The 18,993-nt window shown below is 63.9% G+C and carries 17 protein-coding genes and 4 tRNA genes; 17 read left to right on the top strand and 4 right to left on the bottom strand.

Translation table 11 applies throughout. From position 1 onward, the window contains the following. Positions 1–57 precede the first annotated feature (57 nt). Positions 58–1,116: an alpha/beta hydrolase family protein gene (locus KR227_RS06985; RefSeq protein ID WP_218364604.1), complete on the bottom strand. Its 1,059-nt coding sequence runs from the start codon at positions 1,114–1,116 to the stop codon at positions 58–60. Positions 1,117–1,675: 559 nt separating this feature from the next. Here KR227_RS06985 and lpdA point away from each other — a divergent pair. Continuing rightward, positions 1,676–3,085: a dihydrolipoyl dehydrogenase gene (gene lpdA / locus KR227_RS06980; protein ID WP_192795904.1), complete on the top strand. Its 1,410-nt coding sequence runs from the start codon at positions 1,676–1,678 to the stop codon at positions 3,083–3,085. Positions 3,086–3,243: 158 nt separating this feature from the next. Here lpdA and KR227_RS06975 read toward each other — a convergent pair whose 3' ends face one another. Next, positions 3,244–4,170, bottom strand: a complete 927-nt coding sequence (locus tag KR227_RS06975; protein ID WP_218364603.1) for a 1,4-dihydroxy-2-naphthoyl-CoA synthase — start codon at positions 4,168–4,170, stop codon at positions 3,244–3,246. Positions 4,171–4,190: 20 nt separating this feature from the next. Between KR227_RS06975 and KR227_RS06970 the strand changes: the two genes are divergently transcribed. The 5 genes from KR227_RS06970 (at position 4,191) to KR227_RS06950 (ending at position 9,123) form a co-directional block, all read left to right on the top strand. After that, on the top strand, positions 4,191–5,153 hold the full coding sequence (locus KR227_RS06970) for an o-succinylbenzoate synthase (RefSeq protein ID WP_218364601.1): 963 nt from the start codon (positions 4,191–4,193) through the stop codon (positions 5,151–5,153). Continuing rightward, a complete protein-coding gene (gene menD / locus KR227_RS06965; protein ID WP_218364880.1) occupies positions 5,141–6,769 on the top strand; it encodes a 2-succinyl-5-enolpyruvyl-6-hydroxy-3-cyclohexene-1-carboxylic-acid synthase in 1,629 nt (542 codons plus the stop codon). The genes KR227_RS06970 and menD overlap by 13 nt, the downstream gene beginning before the upstream one ends. Further along, complete coding sequence (locus KR227_RS06960; protein ID WP_218364599.1) at positions 6,766–7,221, top strand: DUF3592 domain-containing protein; 456 nt, start codon at positions 6,766–6,768, stop codon at positions 7,219–7,221. The genes menD and KR227_RS06960 overlap by 4 nt, the downstream gene beginning before the upstream one ends. A 5-nt stretch (positions 7,222–7,226) precedes the next feature. Beyond that, positions 7,227–8,351, top strand: coding sequence for a glycosyltransferase family 1 protein (locus tag KR227_RS06955; RefSeq protein ID WP_151529008.1), 1,125 nt, complete (start codon positions 7,227–7,229; stop codon positions 8,349–8,351). Between the two features lie 82 nt (positions 8,352–8,433). After that, a complete protein-coding gene (locus KR227_RS06950; protein WP_218364597.1) occupies positions 8,434–9,123 on the top strand; it encodes a demethylmenaquinone methyltransferase in 690 nt (229 codons plus the stop codon). Between the two features lie 9 nt (positions 9,124–9,132). Here KR227_RS06950 and KR227_RS06945 read toward each other — a convergent pair whose 3' ends face one another. After that, positions 9,133–10,380 (bottom strand): geranylgeranyl reductase family protein, encoded by a 1,248-nt coding sequence (locus KR227_RS06945; protein WP_218364595.1) that lies wholly within the window; start codon positions 10,378–10,380, stop codon positions 9,133–9,135. A 156-nt stretch (positions 10,381–10,536) separates the two neighbouring features. Here KR227_RS06945 and KR227_RS06940 point away from each other — a divergent pair, with 156 nt between their 5' ends. From KR227_RS06940 to rplA, 9 genes are all read left to right on the top strand, one after another. After that, positions 10,537–11,589 (top strand): polyprenyl synthetase family protein, encoded by a 1,053-nt coding sequence (locus KR227_RS06940; protein WP_218364593.1) that lies wholly within the window; start codon positions 10,537–10,539, stop codon positions 11,587–11,589. Positions 11,590–11,695: 106 nt separating this feature from the next. Then, positions 11,696–11,777: transfer RNA gene (locus KR227_RS06935), tRNA-Tyr, on the top strand. Positions 11,778–12,053: 276 nt separating this feature from the next. Then, positions 12,054–12,126 (top strand) — tRNA-Thr (locus KR227_RS06930). 47 nt (positions 12,127–12,173) lie between these two features. Next, positions 12,174–12,247 (top strand) — tRNA-Met (locus tag KR227_RS06925). 157 nt (positions 12,248–12,404) lie between these two features. Then, positions 12,405–12,477, top strand: a tRNA-Trp gene (locus tag KR227_RS06920). Positions 12,478–12,513: 36 nt separating this feature from the next. After that, positions 12,514–12,828 carry a preprotein translocase subunit SecE gene (secE, locus tag KR227_RS06915; protein WP_151529004.1) on the top strand — a complete coding sequence of 105 codons (315 nt, stop codon included), beginning with the start codon at positions 12,514–12,516 and terminating at the stop codon, positions 12,826–12,828. Positions 12,829–13,028: 200 nt separating this feature from the next. Beyond that, a complete protein-coding gene (gene nusG, locus KR227_RS06910) occupies positions 13,029–13,958 on the top strand; it encodes a transcription termination/antitermination protein NusG (RefSeq protein WP_218364591.1) in 930 nt (309 codons plus the stop codon). Positions 13,959–14,248: 290 nt separating this feature from the next. After that, a complete protein-coding gene (gene rplK, locus KR227_RS06905; RefSeq protein WP_151529002.1) occupies positions 14,249–14,680 on the top strand; it encodes a 50S ribosomal protein L11 in 432 nt (143 codons plus the stop codon). 133 nt (positions 14,681–14,813) lie between these two features. Then, entirely contained in the window at positions 14,814–15,527 is a 714-nt protein-coding gene (rplA, locus tag KR227_RS06900; protein WP_151529001.1) for a 50S ribosomal protein L1, read from the top strand. A 210-nt stretch (positions 15,528–15,737) separates the two neighbouring features. Here rplA and KR227_RS06895 read toward each other — a convergent pair whose 3' ends face one another. Beyond that, positions 15,738–17,003, bottom strand: a complete 1,266-nt coding sequence (locus KR227_RS06895; protein WP_218364588.1) for a DUF2254 domain-containing protein — start codon at positions 17,001–17,003, stop codon at positions 15,738–15,740. 120 nt (positions 17,004–17,123) lie between these two features. On the opposite strand from KR227_RS06895, the gene KR227_RS06890 reads away from it, so the two are divergent. Beyond that, a complete protein-coding gene (locus KR227_RS06890) occupies positions 17,124–17,696 on the top strand; it encodes a hypothetical protein (RefSeq protein WP_218364587.1) in 573 nt (190 codons plus the stop codon). Positions 17,697–17,742: 46 nt separating this feature from the next. Then, positions 17,743–18,774 (top strand): endonuclease/exonuclease/phosphatase family protein, encoded by a 1,032-nt coding sequence (locus KR227_RS06885; protein WP_218364586.1) that lies wholly within the window; start codon positions 17,743–17,745, stop codon positions 18,772–18,774. Positions 18,775–18,993: the final 219 nt, after the last annotated feature.

Genomic DNA, 18,993 nt, shown 5'->3' with positions numbered 1-18,993 from the left:
GCTGCGGTTACTCACGGCCTCTTTCGGGCCGAGACGTGGCTGTTTCGCGGGCGGCTTTTAGTTCGTGCTCCACGCGCGATCGAAGACGGGCCAGGAGTCACGCAGATCCATCTGCCAGTAGCTCCACTGGTGGGTACCGGTATCGCGGATGTTGAATTCGGCGGGAATCTCGAGCTTGTCCATCTTGGCCTTGAGCAGGTGGGTGCACCAGTTAGTGGCAGCCTCGATGCCGCCGCCCACGACCTGGACATTGGCCACGGTCAGGGGGTTGTTCTCAAAGCGGGGGTTGCTGATCATATCCGGCTTACCGGAGGTGCCGGCGGAATTGGAGATGTAGATCTCCTTGCCGCGCAGCGACTCTGCCTGGGCGACAGCGTCGTTGTACTCGCGCGTCTCCGAACCGACCGGGCCCCACATGTCATCCGGGCTGACATTGGCGCGGTTGAGCGTCACGCGCAGCATGGCGTCAGAGATCGGATCGTTGGTAGAGGCGCAGCCAGAGAAGGAACCAACAGCCTGGTACAGCTCCGGGTTGTGCTGGGCGAGCAGCAGCGAGCTGGTGGCGGACATCGACATGCCCGCAATGCCGCGCTCACCAGAGGCGCCAAGTTTAGACTCCAGCGGGGTGGGAAGCTCCTGGGTGAGGAAGGTCTCCCACAGCTGGGTGCCGCCGAGATTCGGCTGCTTGGGGTTGACCCAGTCGGTGTAGTAGGAGAAGCGGCCCTCCATGGGGATAACCACATTCACGTTCTTATCGGCATAGAACTGGGCCACGTCCGTCTGCTTCACCCAGTTGGCACGGCCCTCGCCGCCATCGCCACCATTGAGCAGGTACAGGGTCGGACGGGGAGTGGAGGTATCCTCCGGGGTGATGACCACGAGGGGCACATTGCGGTTCATCGCCGGGGAGAAGGCCCACATTTCCTTCATGTTGTCGGTTTTGTTCACCTTGCCCCGCCACGCAGGTGTCTCCAACCCCGGGGTGGGGCCCTCGTGTACCTGTGCGGCCTCAGCGGCCGTCGCCACCGAGGCGGTGGGCACGGCCACGGTCGGCGCGATCAATCCAGCTGCTGCGATGGTGGCCGCCACGAGCGGCGCCACGAAACGAAACGTCATACAAACCCCATGTCAGTTCTTAATCAGATTTTAGGCAACGATAAGACTACGCTGTTCCCGCCGTATTGGAAAGAGTTACGAGTGTGGTTACCCCACATCCGGACTGTCACACCAGTCACAGAATTGCCCCTAGGAACATGGCGCCGAGTGGTCTATTCTTCTGTACAGGCCGCTCGTCTGGTGCCCGATACTGCTGTAGCGGTGCCACGGCGAGCAGATAGTCACCGCCGCCTAGCCCGCACCGCGAAAGAATATATATAGGACATAAGGACGTTTTATGAACGAAGAGATTCTCGTAGCTATCAACACCGTGCTCGGCCAGTTCCTCAACGCTGGTTCCTCCCAGCTCGCTGACATCGCTGTGGACCTTGATCTGTTCTAAGCGCTAAGAGCCGAGAACGCGCGGCGCACAAGGCGCGGCGGGGCCTCGACTATGCAGCTCACTACCCGCCACCGAAGCCGTCCCACTGCCCCCAAGCGGTGGGGTGTGGCCTTGGGTGGTGGGTAGCTTTGTCTCAAACGTCGACGGTGGCGGACTAAACCACGTATCCTTATTAACGTGTCTGATCATTATGATGTTGTAGTACTTGGCGCTGGCCCCGGAGGCTATGTCGCCGCCATTCGAGCAGCCCAGCTTGGCAAGAAGGTTGCGGTCGTTGAGAAGCAGTATTGGGGCGGTGTCTGCCTCAATGTTGGCTGTATTCCCTCCAAGGCCCTGCTGAAGAACGCAGAGCTGGCCCACACCTTTAACCACGAGGCGAAGACCTTCGGTATCGAAGGCGATGTCAGCTTCAGCTTTGAGGCTGCGCACAAGCGCTCCCGCAAGGTATCCGCGGGCATCGTCAAGGGTGTGCATTACCTGATGAAGAAGAACAAGATCACCGAAATTAATGGTCTTGGTTCCTTCACTGATGCCCACACCATTGAGATCACCGAGGGCGAGGATGAGGGTACGACCCTCACCTTCGACGACTGCATTATCGCCACCGGTTCTGTGGTGCGTTCCCTGCCTGGTGTGGAGCTGGGTGGAAATATCTGCTCCTACAAGGAACAGATCCTCGACAGCGAGCTCCCTGATTCCATGGTGATCGTGGGTGCGGGCGCTATCGGTATGGAGTTTGCTTATGTGCTCGCGAACTACGGCGTGGATGTCACCATCGTCGAGTTCATGGACAGCGTCCTGCCCAATGAGGATAAGGACGTATCCAAGGAGATGGCCAAGCAGTACAAGAAGCTTGGCGTGAAGATCCTCACCGGCTACAAGACCACCGAGGTGCGCGACAACGGTGATAGCGTCGAGGTGGATGTCGAGTCCAAGGACGGCAAGAAGAACGACACCCTCATCGTCGATCGGGTGATGGTGTCCATCGGCTTCGCTCCCCGCGTCGAGGGCTTCGGCCTGGAGAACACCGGTGTGGAGCTCACCGACCGTGGTGCTATCGCCATCGACGAGCGCATGCGCACCAATGTGGATCACATCTACGCCATTGGCGATGTCACCGCGAAGCTGCAGCTGGCTCACGTCGCTGAGGCCCAAGGTGTGGTGGCCGCCGAGACCATCGCCGACGCCGAGACCCAAGAGCTGGGCGATTACATGATGATGCCGCGCGCTACCTTCTGTAATCCCCAGGTTGCCTCCTTCGGCTACACCGAGGATGCCGCGAAGGAGAAGTTCTCCGATCGCGACATTAAGGTGGCTACCTTCCCGCTGTCCGCCAACGGCAAGGCCCAAGGTCTGGGCGAGCCCGCGGGCTTCGTCAAGGTGATTGCCGATGGCGAATACGGCGAGCTGCTGGGCGCACACATGGTGGGCGCGAACGTCTCCGAGCTGCTGCCGCAGCTCACCCTGGCGCAGCGCTTCGATCTCACCGCTGAAGAGATCGGCCGCAACGTGCACACCCACCCGACCCTCTCCGAGGCCATGAAGGAAGCCTGTGAGGGAACGATGGGGCACATGATTAACCTTTAACCCCCCTGAAGCACAGCCCGCCAACCTCCGCGTTGGCGGGTTTCGTGCGTTCTAGCGCTGTGCGTTTAGCACAGCGGGTGCCGAGCTCAGAAACACTGCGGGGCCCGCACGCGCCGCGAAACCCCGCACGCGCCGCAGGGCCCCGCCGGCTGGCGCCTTTAGTAGTAGTAGGGGAAAGAGGACCAGTCGGGGTCGCGTTTTTCGAGGAAGGAATTCTTGCCCTCCACGGCCTCGTCGGTCATATACGCCAGGCGGGTGGCTTCGCCGGCGAAGACCTGCTGGCCCATGAGGCCATCATCGGTGAGGTTGAAGGCGAATTTCAGCATGCGCTGTGCGGTGGGGGATTTCCCGTTGATCTCCACGGCCATCTGGATGGCCTCGTTTTCCATCTCGGCGTGCTCGGCCACGAGGTTCACCGCGCCCATCTGGAACATGTCCTCGGCGGTGTAGGTGCGGCCGAGGAAGAAGATCTCGCGGGCGCGTTTTTGGCCCACCATCTTCGCCAGATAGGCCGAGCCATAGCCGGCGTCAAAGGAACCGACGTCGGCGTCGGTCTGCTTGAAGCGGGCGTGCTGTTTGGAGGCGATCGTCATATCGCACACCACATGCAGGGAGTGTCCGCCGCCGGCAGCCCAGCCGCCCACCACGGCGATCACCACCTTGGGCATGGTGCGGATGAGTCGCTGCACCTCGAGAATGTGCAGCCGTCCGCCCTCGGCTTTGGTGCGCATCTCATCGACGGTGTCCTCGGTGTCGCCGGAGGCGTAGCGATAGCCGGAGCGGCCGCGGATGCGCTGGTCGCCGCCGGAGCAGAAGGCCCAGCCGCCGTCTTTGTCGCTGGGGCCGTTGCCGCAGAGCAGCACGCAGCCCACATCGGGGGTGCGGCGGGCATGGTCGAGGGCGCGGTAGAGCTCATCGACGGTGTGGGGGCGAAAAGCGTTGCGCACCTCGGGGCGGTCGAAGGCGATGCGCACGATGCCGTGGGATCGGTCGGTGCCCACATGTCGGTGGTAGGTGATATCGGTGAGATCGTCGAAGCCGTCGACGGCTCGCCACAGTTCAGGGTTGAATGGTTGCTCGCTCATACCTCATTATCCTAGAAGCTATGTGTTCGCTCGATGAGGTTCTGGAGCGCACCCACGTGGTCGCGCTGCCGATGCGCGTAAAATTCCGGGGTGTGACCGTGCGCGAAGCCGCGCTATTTGCGGGGCCGCAGGGCTGGGGCGAGTTCTCCGCTTTCACGGAATACGCGCCGCCGGAGGCCGCTCGCTGGCTACTCTCCGGGGTGGAGGCCGCCTTTACAGGCTTATCGACGCCACCCTGCAGCCACATCCCCGTCAATGGCACCATCCCCGCCGTGGGTCCCGAGCAGCTGCCGGAGGTGCTGGAGCGTTTCCGGGAGTGCGCGGTGCTCAAGGTGAAGGTGGCCGAGCCGAGCCAGAGTCTGGCGGAGGATATCGAGCGCATCGCCACCATTCGGCAGCTGCGCCCCGATGCCACGCTGCGGGTCGATGCCAACCGCGGCTGGTCGGTGAATGAGGCTATCGCCGCGGCACGGCATCTCGGGCCGCTGGAATATATGGAGCAGCCGGTGGCCACCGTGGGGGAGATGGAGGAGCTGCGCCGCTGGGTGGATGTGCCCATCGCCGCCGATGAGTCCATCCGTAAGGCGGAGGACCCGTATGAGATTGCCCGCCGTGGGGCGGCAGATTATGCGGTGATTAAGGTGGCGCCGATGGGCGGGGTGGCCCAGGTGGAGCGGGTGGCCGCGTTCATGGCCCAGCACGGCATGGGGATCAGAATCGCCTCCGCCCTCGATACCGCGGTGGGGATGAATTCTGGGGTGGTGGCCGCCGCTACGGTGGCGCCCGAGCACGCGGCGGGGCTGGCCACCAGCCAGCTGTTTATCGAGGATGTTGCCGCGCCGCGAGAGATCGTGGGCGGGATGATCTCCACCGCGCCGCTCAGCCCGGATCCCGCGCGATTGGAGGAGCTGGCCGCCCCGCCAGAGCGTCGGGATTGGTGGCTGAAGCGCATTGCGGCGTGCTGGTTAGAATTAGGGCTATGACATCTTGGGATACCGCGCGCGCCATCGTTGAAGAACTTGCTCTGAGCTGCACTGATGTGGTGGTGTGTCCGGGTTCTCGGAATGCTCCTTTATCCCTTGCGCTCGCGGCGGCGCCGGGGCTGCGGCTGCATGTGCGCCTCGATGAGCGGGATGCGGCGTTCGCCGCGCTCGGGATGGCGCGGGTGACTGGCCGGGTGGTGCCGGTGGTGATGACCTCGGGCACGGCGGTGGCTAATTGTCTGCCGGCGATGATCGAGGCGCATCACGCCGATATTCCCCTGGCTATTATCTCCGCCGATCGCCCCTCCCGGCTCGTCGGTACCGGCGCCAGCCAAACCATCGTGCAGCACGGGCTGTTTTCCACCGTCACGCCCACGGTATCTATTAGCGAATCCACCCGCCCGGCCACCGCCCAGGCCATGCTGCGGCGCGCGCTCGCGGAGCGCCGGCAGGCCCATATCAACATCGCCTTCGATACGCCGCTGGTGCCGGAGGCCAGCTCGGAGCCGGTGGTTGCGGGGACGAGGGCGGCGTCGATAAGCCCGAAGCCGCGCGATTGGGGTGTGGTGGACGTGGATCTGAGCGCGCAGGTGCTGGTGATCGCCGGTGATGGCGCGTGGGCGGTGGAGGGGCTGGAGGATGCGCCCACGATCGCCGAGCCCAGCGCTCCCGCCCCTTTTCATCCGGTGCATCCTTTGGCGGCGAATGTGCTGCTCAGCGGGGTCGAGATCGCCCGCCCCGAGCATGTCATTATTGTCGGCCATCCGACGCTGCACCGGGATGTGCTGGCGCTGATGCGGCTGGGGGTGCGCACCACGGTGCTCACCCGCGGCGAGAGCTATACCGATCCGTGGGGTGGTGCCACCGAGGTGGCGAGCAGCGTGCGCGTCAGCGGCGAGATCAGCCAGGGCTGGCTGGAGCTTGTCGACGCCGCCTCGAGCCGCGCCGCCGAGGCCGTGCGCGCTACCCTCGCCGAGGAGGATCTCGGATTTAGCGGGCTGCACGCCGCCGCCGCTGTGGCCGATACCCTCGCGGTGGGCGATGGCTGTTTCCTCGGTGCCTCCAATCCCGTGCGCGATGCCAGCATGGTGGGGCTGCCCTTTGATGGGGTGGATACCTACTCGCCCCGCGGCGCCGCCGGGATCGATGGCTCGACCGCCCAGGCCGTGGGCGTGGCCCTGGCGCGGCAGCACCGCGAGAAGGACTCTGTGCGGGCGCCGCGGACGGTGGCGCTGCTGGGGGATGTGACCTTCCTGCACGATATCGGCGGGCTGCTCATTCCCACTGACTCGCCGCGCCCGGAAAACCTCACCATCGTGGTGGCCAACGATAATGGCGGCGGGATTTTCGAGACCCTCGAGCAGGGGGCGGAAGCGCACCGCGAGGTCTTCGACACCGCCTTCGGTACTCCGCACGATGCGGACCTGCAGGCGCTATGCGCGGGCTATGGGGTGCAGCACCGCCGGGTGGAGAGCGTGCAGGAGCTTATCGACGCCCTCGCCGAGACTGCGGAGCGCGGCGCCGATGGTATCGAGGTGATCGAGGCCATGACGACCCGCGCCACTCGCCGCGAATTGCAGCGGCGCTTGCAGGACAAGGTGGAGTGGGAGAAATGATCGCCCGCCGCCTCCGCCAGCTCGTCATCGTGCTCTATGGGGCCGTGGTGCTGATGAGCATCGGCATGGTGGGTGCCGCCATCATGAACGATCACGCTATCTCCTCCAACCCCGGCCGGGCGCTGGCGCGGGTCACCAACGAGGATTGGTTGCGCACCACCGTGGAGTTCCAAGACGAGCGCGGCATCTTTCACGTCCCGCCATCCGGGCTGCTGTATCCCTCGGATCTGGGAGTGGGGCAGCGGGTGTGGGTGAACTACTCCACCGCCAACCCCGACTTGGTGAAGGTAGAGGGCCGAAACTGGACCCTGGCGGTGATCCCGGCGCTGTCGGTATTCACCGTCGCGAGCGCTATCGGCGCGGGCCTGTGGTGGTTTATTGGGCATTCATCAAAAATTCGGGCACTCGATACCCTGAGCCAACCCGTACGGCAGACGAGCAAGGCACACTAACCGGCATGCGCATCGGAATAGTCGCGGAATCCTTCCTGCCCAATGTCAACGGAGTCACCAATTCCATCCTTCGCATCCTGGAGCATATCGAGGGCGAGCATGAAGCCATCGTGATCGCGCCGGGGGCGCGCGAGTTCCAAGAGGAGATCCCCTCCTATGCGGGCGCGCAGATCGTGCGGGTGCCCACCGTGCGCATGCCGCTGATCAACTCCCTGCCCATCGGCGTGCCGGTGCCGGCCGTCACCCACGCGCTGCGTTCCTTCGCCCCCGACGTTATCCACTTGGCCTCTCCCTTCGTCCTCGGCGGCTATGCCTCCTTCTCGGCGCGGCAGCTGGGCATTCCCGCCGTGGCCGTCTACCAAACCGATGTCGCCGGCTTCGCTACCACCTACCGGCTCACGCCCCTGGCCGTGGCCGCATGGGACTGGACGCGCATCATCCACAACCAAGCGGCCCGCACCCTCGCGCCGTCCTCGGCCGCCATCGCCGAGCTGGAGGAGCACGGGGTGCAGCGGATTCACCGCTGGGGCCGCGGCGTGGACGCCGAGCTCTTCCATCCCCGCCGCCGCGACCACGCCCTGCGCGCCCACTGGCTGCAGCAAAGGCCAGACACGCGCTATGTGGTGGGTTTTGTGGGCCGGCTCGCCGCCGAAAAGGGGGTGCAGCGCTTGCGCGCCCTGGCTCACCGCTCCGATGTGCAGCTGGTGATCGTCGGCGATGGCCCAGAGCGGGCCAGCTTGTCCGCGCAGCTTCCCGAGGCGATTTTCACTGGTGCGCTCTCCGGCACCGAACTCGCCCGTGCCTACGCCAGCATGGACGTCTTTGTGCACCCTGGGGAGTTCGAGACCTTCTGCCAAACCATCCAAGAAGCCCAAGCCAGCGGGGTGCCCACCATTGCTCCGCGCGCCGGCGGGCCCATTGATCTCGTCACCGATGGCTATAACGGCTATCTGCTCGACGTCGAGAGCTTTGAACAGCAACTCGAGCTGGCCACCGACCGCTGCCTCATGCACCTGCCCACCTTGCGAGAAGACGCCCGCCGCTCCGTGGAGCCGCGCACCTGGGCGGCGCTGGTCGACCAGCTCCTCGAACACTACGAGCAGGCCGTGCACGCCCCCGCACGCAAATAGCGGCCGCGCCCGCTAGACCGGCCGTGCCGCAGCCGCGGCCGCCCCGCCAGCGCAGAGAGCGGCTCAGGTAAGCTCTGCAGGCGTGGTTAAGGCAAATCTGGACAAGCAGCCCAAAGACGTCGCGCGCATGTTTGATGACGTCGGCAAAAACTACGACATCACCAATACCGTGCTCTCTTTCGGCCAGGACCGGCACTGGCGCACCCGCACCCGCGAGCGCCTCAACCTCCAGCCCGGAGAAAAGGTATTGGATCTCGCCGCGGGAACGGCGGTATCCACCGTGGAGCTGAGCAAGTCCGGAGCCTGGGTGGTGGCCTGCGATTTCTCCCAGGGCATGCTCAAGGCGGGACGCCATCGCGCCGTGCCGAAGGTCGTCGGCGATGGCATGCACCTGCCCTTCCGCGATAACACCTTCGACGCCGTGACCATCAGTTTCGGGCTGCGCAATATCCAGGATTTTCGCGCCGGGCTAGAAGAAATGGCGCGCGTGACCAAACCGGGCGGCCGGCTCACCGTAGCCGAGTTCTCCACCCCCACCGTGCCGGTCTTTGCCACCGTGTACAAGGAATATCTCATGCGGGCGCTGCCCGCAGTGGCGCGCGCGGTCTCCTCGAACCCCGAGGCCTATGAGTATCTGGCCGAATCTATCCGTGCCTGGCCCCACCAGGAAGAGCTTGCCGCCGCCATCAATCGCTCCGGGTGGAGCGAATGCGGCTGGCAGAACCTCACCTTCGGCATCACCGCCCTGCACTCCGCGATCAAACCGGAGTAGCGGCGTCCGCTAGCTCCACAGCGGGGTATCGTCCACCCAGCCCAAGCAATGCTGGGCGCCGTGCCACACCCGCGCCACGAGGTCGCGGTCGGACTCGGTGATGAGATTGCCCATCAACCGGGCCGCCGCCGGCATGAGCACCCGGCCGCCGAGCCCGCGCATCGCCAGCGGGCCCGCCACCGGCAGAAACTGCGGATAGGTGAGCACGCGCGCGAGCCGTCGCGCTAGCCGGAAACTCTCGCCATAGTGCTCGCGCAGCAGCCGCGGCCACTCCTCGCGGACAGTGCTGCTGTGCTGCAGCAACTCCACCGCCAGCCGCGCTGATTCCATGCCATAGTCAATGCCCTCGCCATTGAGGGGATTGACCAGCGCGGCGGCGTCGCCAAGCAACATCCAGTTCTTGCCCGCCACGGAGCTGATCGCGCCACCCATGGGAAGCAGCGCCGAGGCGATCTCCCGTGGGGCGTCAAGCTGCCACTGCTGGCGCTGCTGCTCGGCATAGGAAGCCAGCAGCTTTTTGGTGTTGATCTGGGCCGGTCGACTCGCTGTGGAGAGCGCCCCGCAGCCGATATTCACCTCATCGCCGCCGAGCGGGAAAATCCAGCCATAGCCAGGCTGGACCGTGCCCTGCTCATCGCAGAGTTCCACGTGCGAGTGCATCCAGGGATCGTCGCCGCGGGGCGTGGTGCAATAGGCGCGTGCCGCAATGCCAAAAACCTGGTCGCGGTGCCACTGGCGGCCCAGCTGCCGGCCAAAGGAGGAGCGCACCCCATCGGCCACCAGCACCATGCGCGGAGTGACCACGCGGAGCTCGTCCTGATAGCGCACCTCGACGCGCTCAATGCGGCCGCCGTAGATATGGGCGCGCTGCGCCTCGGCGTTTTCCCATGTGCTCACCCCATCCTGCTGCTGGGCATGCCGGAAAAGCAGGGTGTCGAAATCGCGGCGCTTCATGGCCGAGCCGATACGCCCGAAGCCGCTGTCCGGCCACGGGGCCTGCACATCGCCGCCATAGCCGTGCAGGAACAAGCCCTGATTGCGGTAGTGGGCGGTGACCTCCTCGGCCAGCTGCAGCGCGTGCAGCTCCTTGATGGCGCGCGGGGTCAGGCCATCGCCGCAGGTTTTATCGCGGGGGAAGGAGGCGGCGTCGATAAGCAACACGGAGCGCCCCGCATGGGCGGCATGATAGGCGGCCGCGGAGCCGGTGGGGCCCGCGCCCACGATCAGAACGTCTACTGCAACATCAGGATGGGCCACGCACCTATTGTGGCATTGAAGTGGGCGTCGACTGTAGATAGCCCCCGAACGTAGACTACGGTTATCATCTGTAGATTAAAAGCGCCTGAGAAGTGTGGACGTCCTACTCTCAGAAACAGCCCCCCAGCAGCCAACGAAGGTCGAGGACAACCAAGTATGAGTAACGGTACAGCCGTGGGCTCGCAAGACAACGAGCAATGGGTGCAGGTCACCGCATCTCAAGGCTCGATTCCCCGTCTTGACTTGGGAGATCCGGAGCTGAGTGCCTGGGTGACAGAGAAGATGCAGGACGTCGAAGAGCTTTTGCGTAAGGAGGTCGCCAGCGGCGCCGACTTTGTCGCCGATAAGGTGGCGCACCTCTTCGAGGCTGGGGGTAAGCGTTTCCGCCCCATGTTCGCTTTGCTCGCCTCGCAATATGGGCCCGAGCCCGGCAGCCTCAACGTGCAGCGCGCCGGCGCGATCGTGGAAATGACCCACCTGGCCACGCTCTATCACGACGATGTGATGGACGAAGCCGAGAAGCGGCGTGGTGTCGAATCCGCCAACCACCGCTGGAATAACTCGGTGGCGATTCTCGCCGGCGATATCCTCCTGGCCTATACCTCCCGCATGATGGGCCAGCTCGGCGTCGAGACCGTGCAGCACTTCGCCACCACCTTTGAGCAGCTCGTTACCGGGCAGATGCGCGAAACAGTGGGCCCGCGCGGCGGTGATCCAGTGGAGCACTATCTCAACGTGATCCGCGAAAAGACCGGTGTGCTCATCGCCGCCGCCGGCTATCTCGGTGCCCTGCACTCGGGTGCGGACAAGCAGCACATCAAGGCCGTCGAGCGCTATGGCGAGGCCGTGGGCATGGTCTTCCAGATCGTCGATGACATCATCGATATCTTCTCCGATTCCAGTCAGTCCGGAAAGACCCCCGGCACCGATCTGCGCGAGGGAGTATTCACCCTGCCGGTGCTCTACGCCCTGCGCGAGGAGGGCGAGGTCGGCGATGAGCTCCGCGCCCGCGTCACCGGGCCGGTGGCCGATGAGGATGTTCCCGAGATCATTGCCCTGCTGGAGCGCTCCGGCGGTCGGGCCCGCGCCAAGCAGGACATTGACCACTACCTCGCCGAGGCGGAAAGCGCGCTGTCCGAACTGCCGCAGAATAAGGTCACCGAGGCGCTACGCACCCTCGCACAGCTCACCGCCGGACGTGTGGGATAGCAGCCGCTAGGCGGGGCATATGTGGCATAAACGCCCAGCGCAGGGCGGCGATTTGCTTAAACATATGGGGCGCATAGTAGAGTAAGTGACCGCACCAAGCGTGCACGCCAGGTTGCCCGAGCGGCCAAAGGGAGCGGACTGTAAATCCGCCGGCATTGCCTTCAATGGTTCGAATCCATTACCTGGCACTCGTAATCACCCGAGGTTCTCCCCGATGGGAGGCCTCGGGTTTTTCTTTGTGTGGCTGCGGGTGTGTGGGGCGGCGGGGTGGCGTCGATAAGCCCTGCGGGCGGCGCGCGGGGGTGAGTGCGCGCTTATAGGGGTGGTACTAGGCCCCATAATGCGCCCAGAAAGGGGCGATGAGGTGCAGATTTGTGTTCTTTCATGGCTTCGGGTTAATCTTCTTAAGGCTTCAACGGAAGGCGCACTGCACAACACAGTGTGATTCCTATAAGGGAAGCTAAGCCCCCTTAGCTCAGTCGGCAGAGCGTTTCCATGGTAAGGAAAAGGTCGACAGTTCGATTCTGTCAGGGGGCTCTGTTCATTTATATAGCCGTCCGTAGCGGGTGGTTGTATATGAATGGGGCGGTTTAGCTCAGTTGGTGAGAGCGCACGACTCATAATCGTGAGGTCCCGAGTTCGAGTCTCGGAACCGCTACTGCACACCGCATGATAAGGCCTAGCCGATATCTTCGGTTGGGTCTTATTTCGTGTGTGTAGCCGGTAGGTGTCTTTACTTCCTGCAGGGAAGTCATTACAGTTATCGGCAGTGTTGCGCAGGAGCCGCCGCGAGCGGCGAATGTGACAGCGCGCCAAGGGGCGTGGCTCAATTGGCAGAGCAGCGGTCTCCAAAACCGCAGGTTGCAGGTTCAAGTCCTGTCGCCCCTGCAAATACTTTTTGGAAAAGTCGTATCGAGGAGAAACGTGGCAGACGATCGCAAACCGAGCGCGCGGCCCACGGGCAAGCGACAGCTCACCGGCGTAAGCACGACCTCGAGCGAGTCGTATTCCTCCAAGCGTGCCGTAGCCACCAAGGATGAAGACGAAAAGCCCGGTGGCGGCCCCATGCACTTCGTTCCCGAAGTGGTGGAGGAGATGAAGAAGGTCATTTGGCCGACTTCTAAGCAAATGGTGAACTACACCCTCATCGTCTTCGGCTTCCTCATCGTGATGACCCTCCTCGTCTGGGGCATCGACATCTTGGCCTCCCGAGGAGTTGACCTAGTTCTCAACCCTTAACTAGGATGATTCCCATAGCTTTTACCCGCCTTAGCCACTAGCGCCAAGGCGGGACTTTTATTGCCTCAGTGCCCGCGCCGCACGGCCGCACGGCTGCGCGGAGCCCGCAGGACGGGCGCGAACGCACCGCAGGCGGCAATGAGAGCACAAAGCCGCACATTCCGATATCCGATATCCGCGAAAGACAGAGCAAGGACACTATGAGCGAGAACACTGAGAACACCACCGGTGCCGCCGCAGAGGCAGAAGACACCTCCGCCGAGAACGTGGGCACCGCCGCTGAGGGTGCCGCCACCTCCTTCGAGACCGCCGCCCAAGCCGCGACTGCCGCCCAGGCCGCCGATGAGCGCCTCGAGAACCAGAGCGAGGAGAGCGCAGAAGAGCGCGCCGCCGCCGAAAAGGAGGGCGTGGAGGACGCGCTCAATGCGGATGTTGCCGTGGCCGACCAGGCCGCTGCCGAAAGCGATGATTCTCTCGCCGAGTACAAGGCCCGCCTGCGTAAGTTCATTCGTGAGCTGAAGAAGAAGCCGGGCCAGTGGTACATCATTCAGTGCTACTCCGGCTACGAGAACAAGGTGAAGACCAACCTGGACATGCGTGCCCAGACCCTCGAGGTGGAGGACTTCATCTACGAGGTCGTCGTGCCCATCGAGGAAGTCGTGGAAATCCGCGATGGTCAGCGCAAGCGTGTGAAGCGCAAGCTGCTGCCGGGCTATGTGCTGGTGCGCATGGACATCGACGATCGCTCCTGGTCCGTGGTGCGGGAAACCCCGGGCGTGACCAGCTTCGTGGGCAACGAGGGGCACGCCACCCCGGTGAAGCACCGCGACGTGGCCAAGTTCCTGCTGCCGCAGGAGACCACCCCGGTGGAGGGCGAGCAGAGCGAGCAGCCGGCCGCTTCCAAGGATGGCGAGCAGGTTGTGGCACAGCCCAGCAAGAAGCAGGCGCCCGTGGAAGTGGACTACCAGGTGGGCGAGGCCGTCACCATTCTTACCGGCGCCCTGGCTACCGTGTCCGCCACCATCTCCGAGATCGATGCCGAAAACGGCAAGCTGCAGGCGCTGGTGTCCATCTTCGGTCGTGAGACCCCGGTGGAGCTCACCTTCGACCAGGTGGAAAAGGTCAACTAGACCACTGCTGGCCTTGGCCCGGCTGTGCTGCAGCGGGGCCAGAGCCTCTTTTTGGCCTGACCTGTGCGAAGGTGTAAACTTTTCCTTCGCGTGTCTGCGCAGGCCTGTGTGCTGTGCGCAGCCAAGGCGCGGCGGCGAAGGTCGCGGCGCCCGCACGCAGAACATACTGTCAATAATCCCCGGTGGCTGAGTAAAGCTCGGCATCCGGACGCATCGGCCACATACGGGCGGGTTGAAACTAGCCAGTACCCGCTGTCGGCGGTGCGGTACCACGGAAGAGGTAAAGAAACATGGCTAAGAAGAAGAAAAAGGTCTCTGGCCTTATCAAGCTGCAGATCGAGGCTGGCGCCGCTAACCCGGCTCCCCCGGTCGGCCCGGCCCTGGGTGCCCATGGTGTCAACATCATGGAGTTCTGCAAGGCCTACAACGCTGCTACCGAGGCCCAGCGCGGCAACATCGTGCCGGTGGAGATCACCGTCTACGAGGACCGCTCCTTCGACTTCGTGCTGAAGACCCCGCCGGCAGCCAAGCTGCTGCTGAAGGCCGCTGGCCTGAAGAAGGGCTCTGGCGTTCCCCACACTGAGAAGGTCGGCTCTGTGACCTGGGATCAGTGCAAGGAGATCGCCACCACCAAGAAGCCGGACCTCAACGCCAACGACATCGAGGCTGCAGCCAAGATCATCGCCGGCACCGCCCGCTCCATGGGCATCGAGGTCAAGTAACACCTCCCCGGCCACCCTCGCGGTGGCCCCACGCCTTCCCACACAGGGGAAGGCGAGTGGTAGGGCCCGCTCACGGCCCATCAACACCACAACATTCCATCGCACGTTTCGAAAACTTTAAGGATTGTGAAACATGAGCAAGAAGCACTCCCGCCGTTACCAGGAGCTCCAGTCCAAGGTGGACAAGGGCCGGATCTACTCTCCGCTCGAGGCCGCCCAGCTGGCCAAGGACACCTCCTCTGACAAGTACGACGCATCCGTGGACGTTGCCGTCCGCCTCGGCGTTGACCCCCGCAAGGCTGATCAGCTCGTGCGCGGCACCGTCTCCCTGCCGAACGGCACCGGTAAGTCCGTGCGCGTGGTTGTCTTCGCTGCTGGCCCGAACGCCACCGCAGCTGAGGAAGCCGGCGCCGACGTCGTGGGCTCCGAGGATCTGATCGAGAAGATCCAGGGCGGCTGGACCGACTTCGATGCCGCTATCGCCACCCCGGACCAGATGGCCAAGGTTGGTCGCGTGGCCCGCGTCCTCGGCCCCCGTGGCCTGATGCCGAACCCCAAGACCGGCACCGTCACCACCGATGTGGCTAAGGCTGTCAAGGAGATCAAGGGCGGTAAGATCGCCTTCCGCGTGGACAAGGCTGCGAACCTGCACGCCCTGATCGGCAAGGCCTCCTTCACCCCCGAGCAGCTGGCTGAGAACTACGGCGCGCTCATCGACGAGCTGCTGCGTCTCAAGCCCGCCTCCTCGAAGGGTATCTACCTGAAGAAGGTCACCCTCTCCGCCACCCAGGGCCCCGGCATCCCCGTGGACACCTCCGTGGTGAAGAACTACGCCGCCAAGGCCTAAAGTCTCCGTGCTTTGTTCCGCCCCGCCCGCGTGCGGTGCGTAGCGGAATAGTCTGAGACATCACACCCCTGCCACTCCCCGCCAGCGCGGGAGGGTGACAGGGGTGTTGTGCGTCCGCACCGAGCCTCGTTGCGGGTGCGGCCCAGCGGGGGTGTGAGGCCGCGGTGCGGGGAGAGTGGAGCTGCGGTGCGGGAGTGGTCCTCGCGCTTCTTAGTCCTGGACTCCCGCTGCGCGCAGCACGCGCTGTTTATCGAGGGGTTCGTCGATGGCCCGCTCGGCGGCTCGGATGATCGCCTCGATTTCTTTGCGCACAACTACCCGTACCGCTGGGTCGCGGGATTCTTCGCCCACAATGTGCAGCATGTCCAGCAATTCCACCAACACGCCCGGTTCCTGTGCGCCATAGCGGCGCATTTCTGAGACCCAGTCTGCGAGCAGCTCCGCCTGGGTGCGTTCCGCGGCCCAGAGAACACAGCGCCCCTCCTCGTCTCTCTGCACCACCGGCTGCGGCGGGTGTGTGACCAGTGTGCGCAGCACGCTGGTGGCTTGGCCGATCGTATGCCGAGCAGTCGTGGGATCGTTGACCCCAGGCGAGAGTGCCCGCACTCCGATATCGAGCAGTTGGCGCAAGCCCAGCGCGAAATCGCTGCCGGAGACCCGCTCGAGGGAGAGGAAGATCGGATCCGGCATGTCTAGTGCGTGGGTGGCGTGCTGGGTAGCGCACCACCACCTCGCCACCGGCTGCCCGGCGATGATCCTATCGCCTGGTTGGACATCGATCACCACTGTCGCCTCGTGTTCTTTCGCCCAGTCGGCCGCCGATTGATGATCGACGCGCTGCACATAGCCGAAGCTCTCCGCGCGCAGCACCGCCGCATGGCTGGGCGGTTCGGGGCGCTCAAAATACACGGCCGGGATGTCGGTGGGCGGGGCGGTGTCTGCGTGGGCGAGAGTGCGCTCCGCTGATTGCCTGATGATGGTGTCTACCCGCACCATGTCCACCACCCGGGAGACGTACCAGATAAAGGTGCCCAAGGCGATGAGTACGCCGATCACGGCGACGGTGACAGCCAGCTGGGGCGGGGTTTCCGCGTCCTTGTCCAAGGAGCGCAGCACCAGCACGGCGTAGACGAAGTTGCCCACATACACCGCGATGATGCCGCGCACCGCCGGCGATTCGATATAGTCGCGCAGCAATTGGTGCGAGAAGTTGCCCGAGGCGACTTGCAGCACGATCAGTGTCATGGAGATCGTGGTGGTCAGCACCGTCATGGTGGAGGAGGCCACGAAGCTCAGCATATCGGCGGCGCCATCGGTGTCGCCCGGCCACAAATACTGGGCGAGCAGGTACTCGCCGGGCACATCCACCTCGGTGAGCACGATGGCAAGCACCGCCGCCACGACGCCGGTGACCGCCGCACCCGACCAGAGTTTCGAGCTGAGGAGGGTTTTCAACGCATAGAAAAAACGTTTCACCTGCTCCATGCTACGGCCTGCGCAGGATGCTTATCGACGCCACCTCCCCGCGCCCCATCCAGGCGGCTATGGGCTGGGCGGGCACGGCCGTGCAGCTGAAATATGCAACAATTGAGTGTTATGAGTATTTCTACACGTCAGCGTCCTGTCCGTGCGAGCCTAGCGATTGCCGCCTCTGTGGTGCTGCTTGGCGCCGCCGGCTGCTCCTCTAATGAGGACGATGCTGTGACCACGGCGAGCAGCGAGGCCTCGAGCTCCGTATCGTCTGCGGATAGCTCCGCAGAAACCAGCACCGAGGCTACGGAGGGCAACGCGGAGAGCAACGATGAGTGCGCCGTGGACCCGAACGCCGATGTGGTGCACCGCGCGGTGGCCCAGATCAACCAGGAAGAAGGCAGTTGGTCCTTCAAGGGGGATTCCAACTGGAATGCCTGCACCGATCTCACCTATGCCCGCGTGGACGAGGCCGATAAGCCCATAGAGAACGCCGAGTCCGTGCTGCTGCTCTTCCACGCCGGCGAGTACGTGGGCCGCGATGAAGGCAGCCCGCACATGATCGAAGAGCTCAAGGCCGATCCGGAGGGCTACAGCATCGACGTCACCTACCGCGATGGCCAAGGCGGCGATAAGGTGCTGCTCTACTGGAATGAGCAGGACAATGCCGTGGACTATCAACGCTCTGTCCAAAATTAGGGACACACCCATCATCGATGGGGTTAAGAATTAAGGGGTGCCGCTGATGAGAAGGGCTGGCGCTGTCTTGGTACAGCTCGCCCTGTGGAGCATGCTCGGAGCCTGTGGCTTCGTCATCCTCGTTCCCCACTGGGCACCCGCCCGCTGGTTGAGCACTCGCCTCGGCGGCGCCCAGCTGATCGCCTTTCCCTATCTTATGGCTGCAGGCGGGCTTGTGTGCGGCCTCGTTCTGCTGCTCCAGGCGCTGGTGCGGCGCCGCACCACCTTCCGGATTCTCGAGGCGATAGCGGGCGTGATAGCGGTGGCGTTGGCGACCGTGTTGGCCGTGGTTCCCGTGCCTGCGCCTGCTCGTGGCAGCCTACCTGCACCGCCGCCGGATGCGGCCTCGGAGCTGACGGTGGTCACCTTAAACAGCCAAAACACGCTGTCTGCCGCCGGCTTTCAGGCACTCGTGGCCGCAGCGGATCCCGATATCGTCGTCCTGCCGGAAGCAGAGCGCTCCCGCGTGGACGCCGCGGTACAGGGCAGCGAATTTGAGCAGGCCTTTATCGATCCCGCCCCTGAGCACTCCGCACGGGGGCCGGCGGCCACCCAAGTGCTTGTGCACCCTCGCCTCGGCTCGGTCGCCCCAGCCGAGGTCCCGTCCTTTGACCTGGAGTCGAAGGCAGCGACGATCACCCCGCCTACGGGGCAGAGCTTCCACGTAGCCGGCGTGCACCCCGTGCCACCAGTGCCTTTTCTCATGGAGCGGTGGCGGCAGCAGACGCAGGCCTTCATCCGCTATGGGGAGACACATCCCGGCCCCGTTCTCCTCGCCGGTGATTTCAATGCCACTCTCCGACACGGTCCGCTGACCCAGCGGCAGCGGCTCATCGCCGCCAGCGAAGTATGCGGACGGAATGCGGTCGGGACCTGGCCTGCCCAGGTTCCCTTCGGTTCCACATGGCAGAGCCACCCCCTACGTACCCCTATTGATCACATCTTCGTCTCTCCCGAGTTTCATGTTCGGGGCTGTTCCACCATGGCCGTGGGGAACGCAGATCATCTCGCGTTCATCGTCCGCTTATCGCGAAGCTAGGGCACATCTAGGTCTCTGTAGAGCTTATTCAGGCCGCCCGACAGGTAAGTATAAGCTAAAACACAATGTATGCTAGACTGTGACAAGCGCCACTCATCGGACCTCCATGTCTGTGACCACCTTCATATGTGCTGGTGGGGCGATAAAAAAGCCCATACGCTGGGCACATGACACTCTATCTATATATGTAAGGCGCGTCCATGGTCGGGCCGCTCACTG

Origin of the sequence: Corynebacterium sp. TAE3-ERU30 (genome assembly GCF_019209925.1) — a bacterium.
Classification (GTDB): Bacteria; Actinomycetota; Actinomycetes; order Mycobacteriales; family Mycobacteriaceae; genus Corynebacterium; species Corynebacterium megadyptis.
Note: the sequence above shows the minus strand (reverse complement) of the source record. Positions and strands in the feature narration are given on the sequence as shown.

Bases quoted from the DNA above. Each gene is read 5' to 3' on its own strand.
- KR227_RS06985 (WP_218364604.1), bottom strand. From the start codon at position 1,116: ATGACGTTTCGTTTCGTGGCGCCGCTCGTGGCGGCCACCATCGCAGCA.
- KR227_RS06975 (WP_218364603.1), bottom strand. From the start codon at position 4,170: ATGAGCGAGCAACCATTCAACCCTGAACTGTGGCGAGCCGTCGACGGC.
- KR227_RS06970 (WP_218364601.1), top strand. From the start codon at position 4,191: ATGTGTTCGCTCGATGAGGTTCTGGAGCGCACCCACGTGGTCGCGCTG.
- KR227_RS06960 (WP_218364599.1), top strand. From the start codon at position 6,766: ATGATCGCCCGCCGCCTCCGCCAGCTCGTCATCGTGCTCTATGGGGCC.
- KR227_RS06955 (WP_151529008.1), top strand. From the start codon at position 7,227: ATGCGCATCGGAATAGTCGCGGAATCCTTCCTGCCCAATGTCAACGGA.
- KR227_RS06940 (WP_218364593.1), top strand. From the start codon at position 10,537: ATGAGTAACGGTACAGCCGTGGGCTCGCAAGACAACGAGCAATGGGTG.
- nusG (WP_218364591.1), top strand. From the start codon at position 13,029: ATGAGCGAGAACACTGAGAACACCACCGGTGCCGCCGCAGAGGCAGAA.
- rplK (WP_151529002.1), top strand. From the start codon at position 14,249: ATGGCTAAGAAGAAGAAAAAGGTCTCTGGCCTTATCAAGCTGCAGATC.
- rplA (WP_151529001.1), top strand. From the start codon at position 14,814: ATGAGCAAGAAGCACTCCCGCCGTTACCAGGAGCTCCAGTCCAAGGTG.
- KR227_RS06890 (WP_218364587.1), top strand. From the start codon at position 17,124: ATGAGTATTTCTACACGTCAGCGTCCTGTCCGTGCGAGCCTAGCGATT.
- KR227_RS06885 (WP_218364586.1), top strand. From the start codon at position 17,743: ATGAGAAGGGCTGGCGCTGTCTTGGTACAGCTCGCCCTGTGGAGCATG.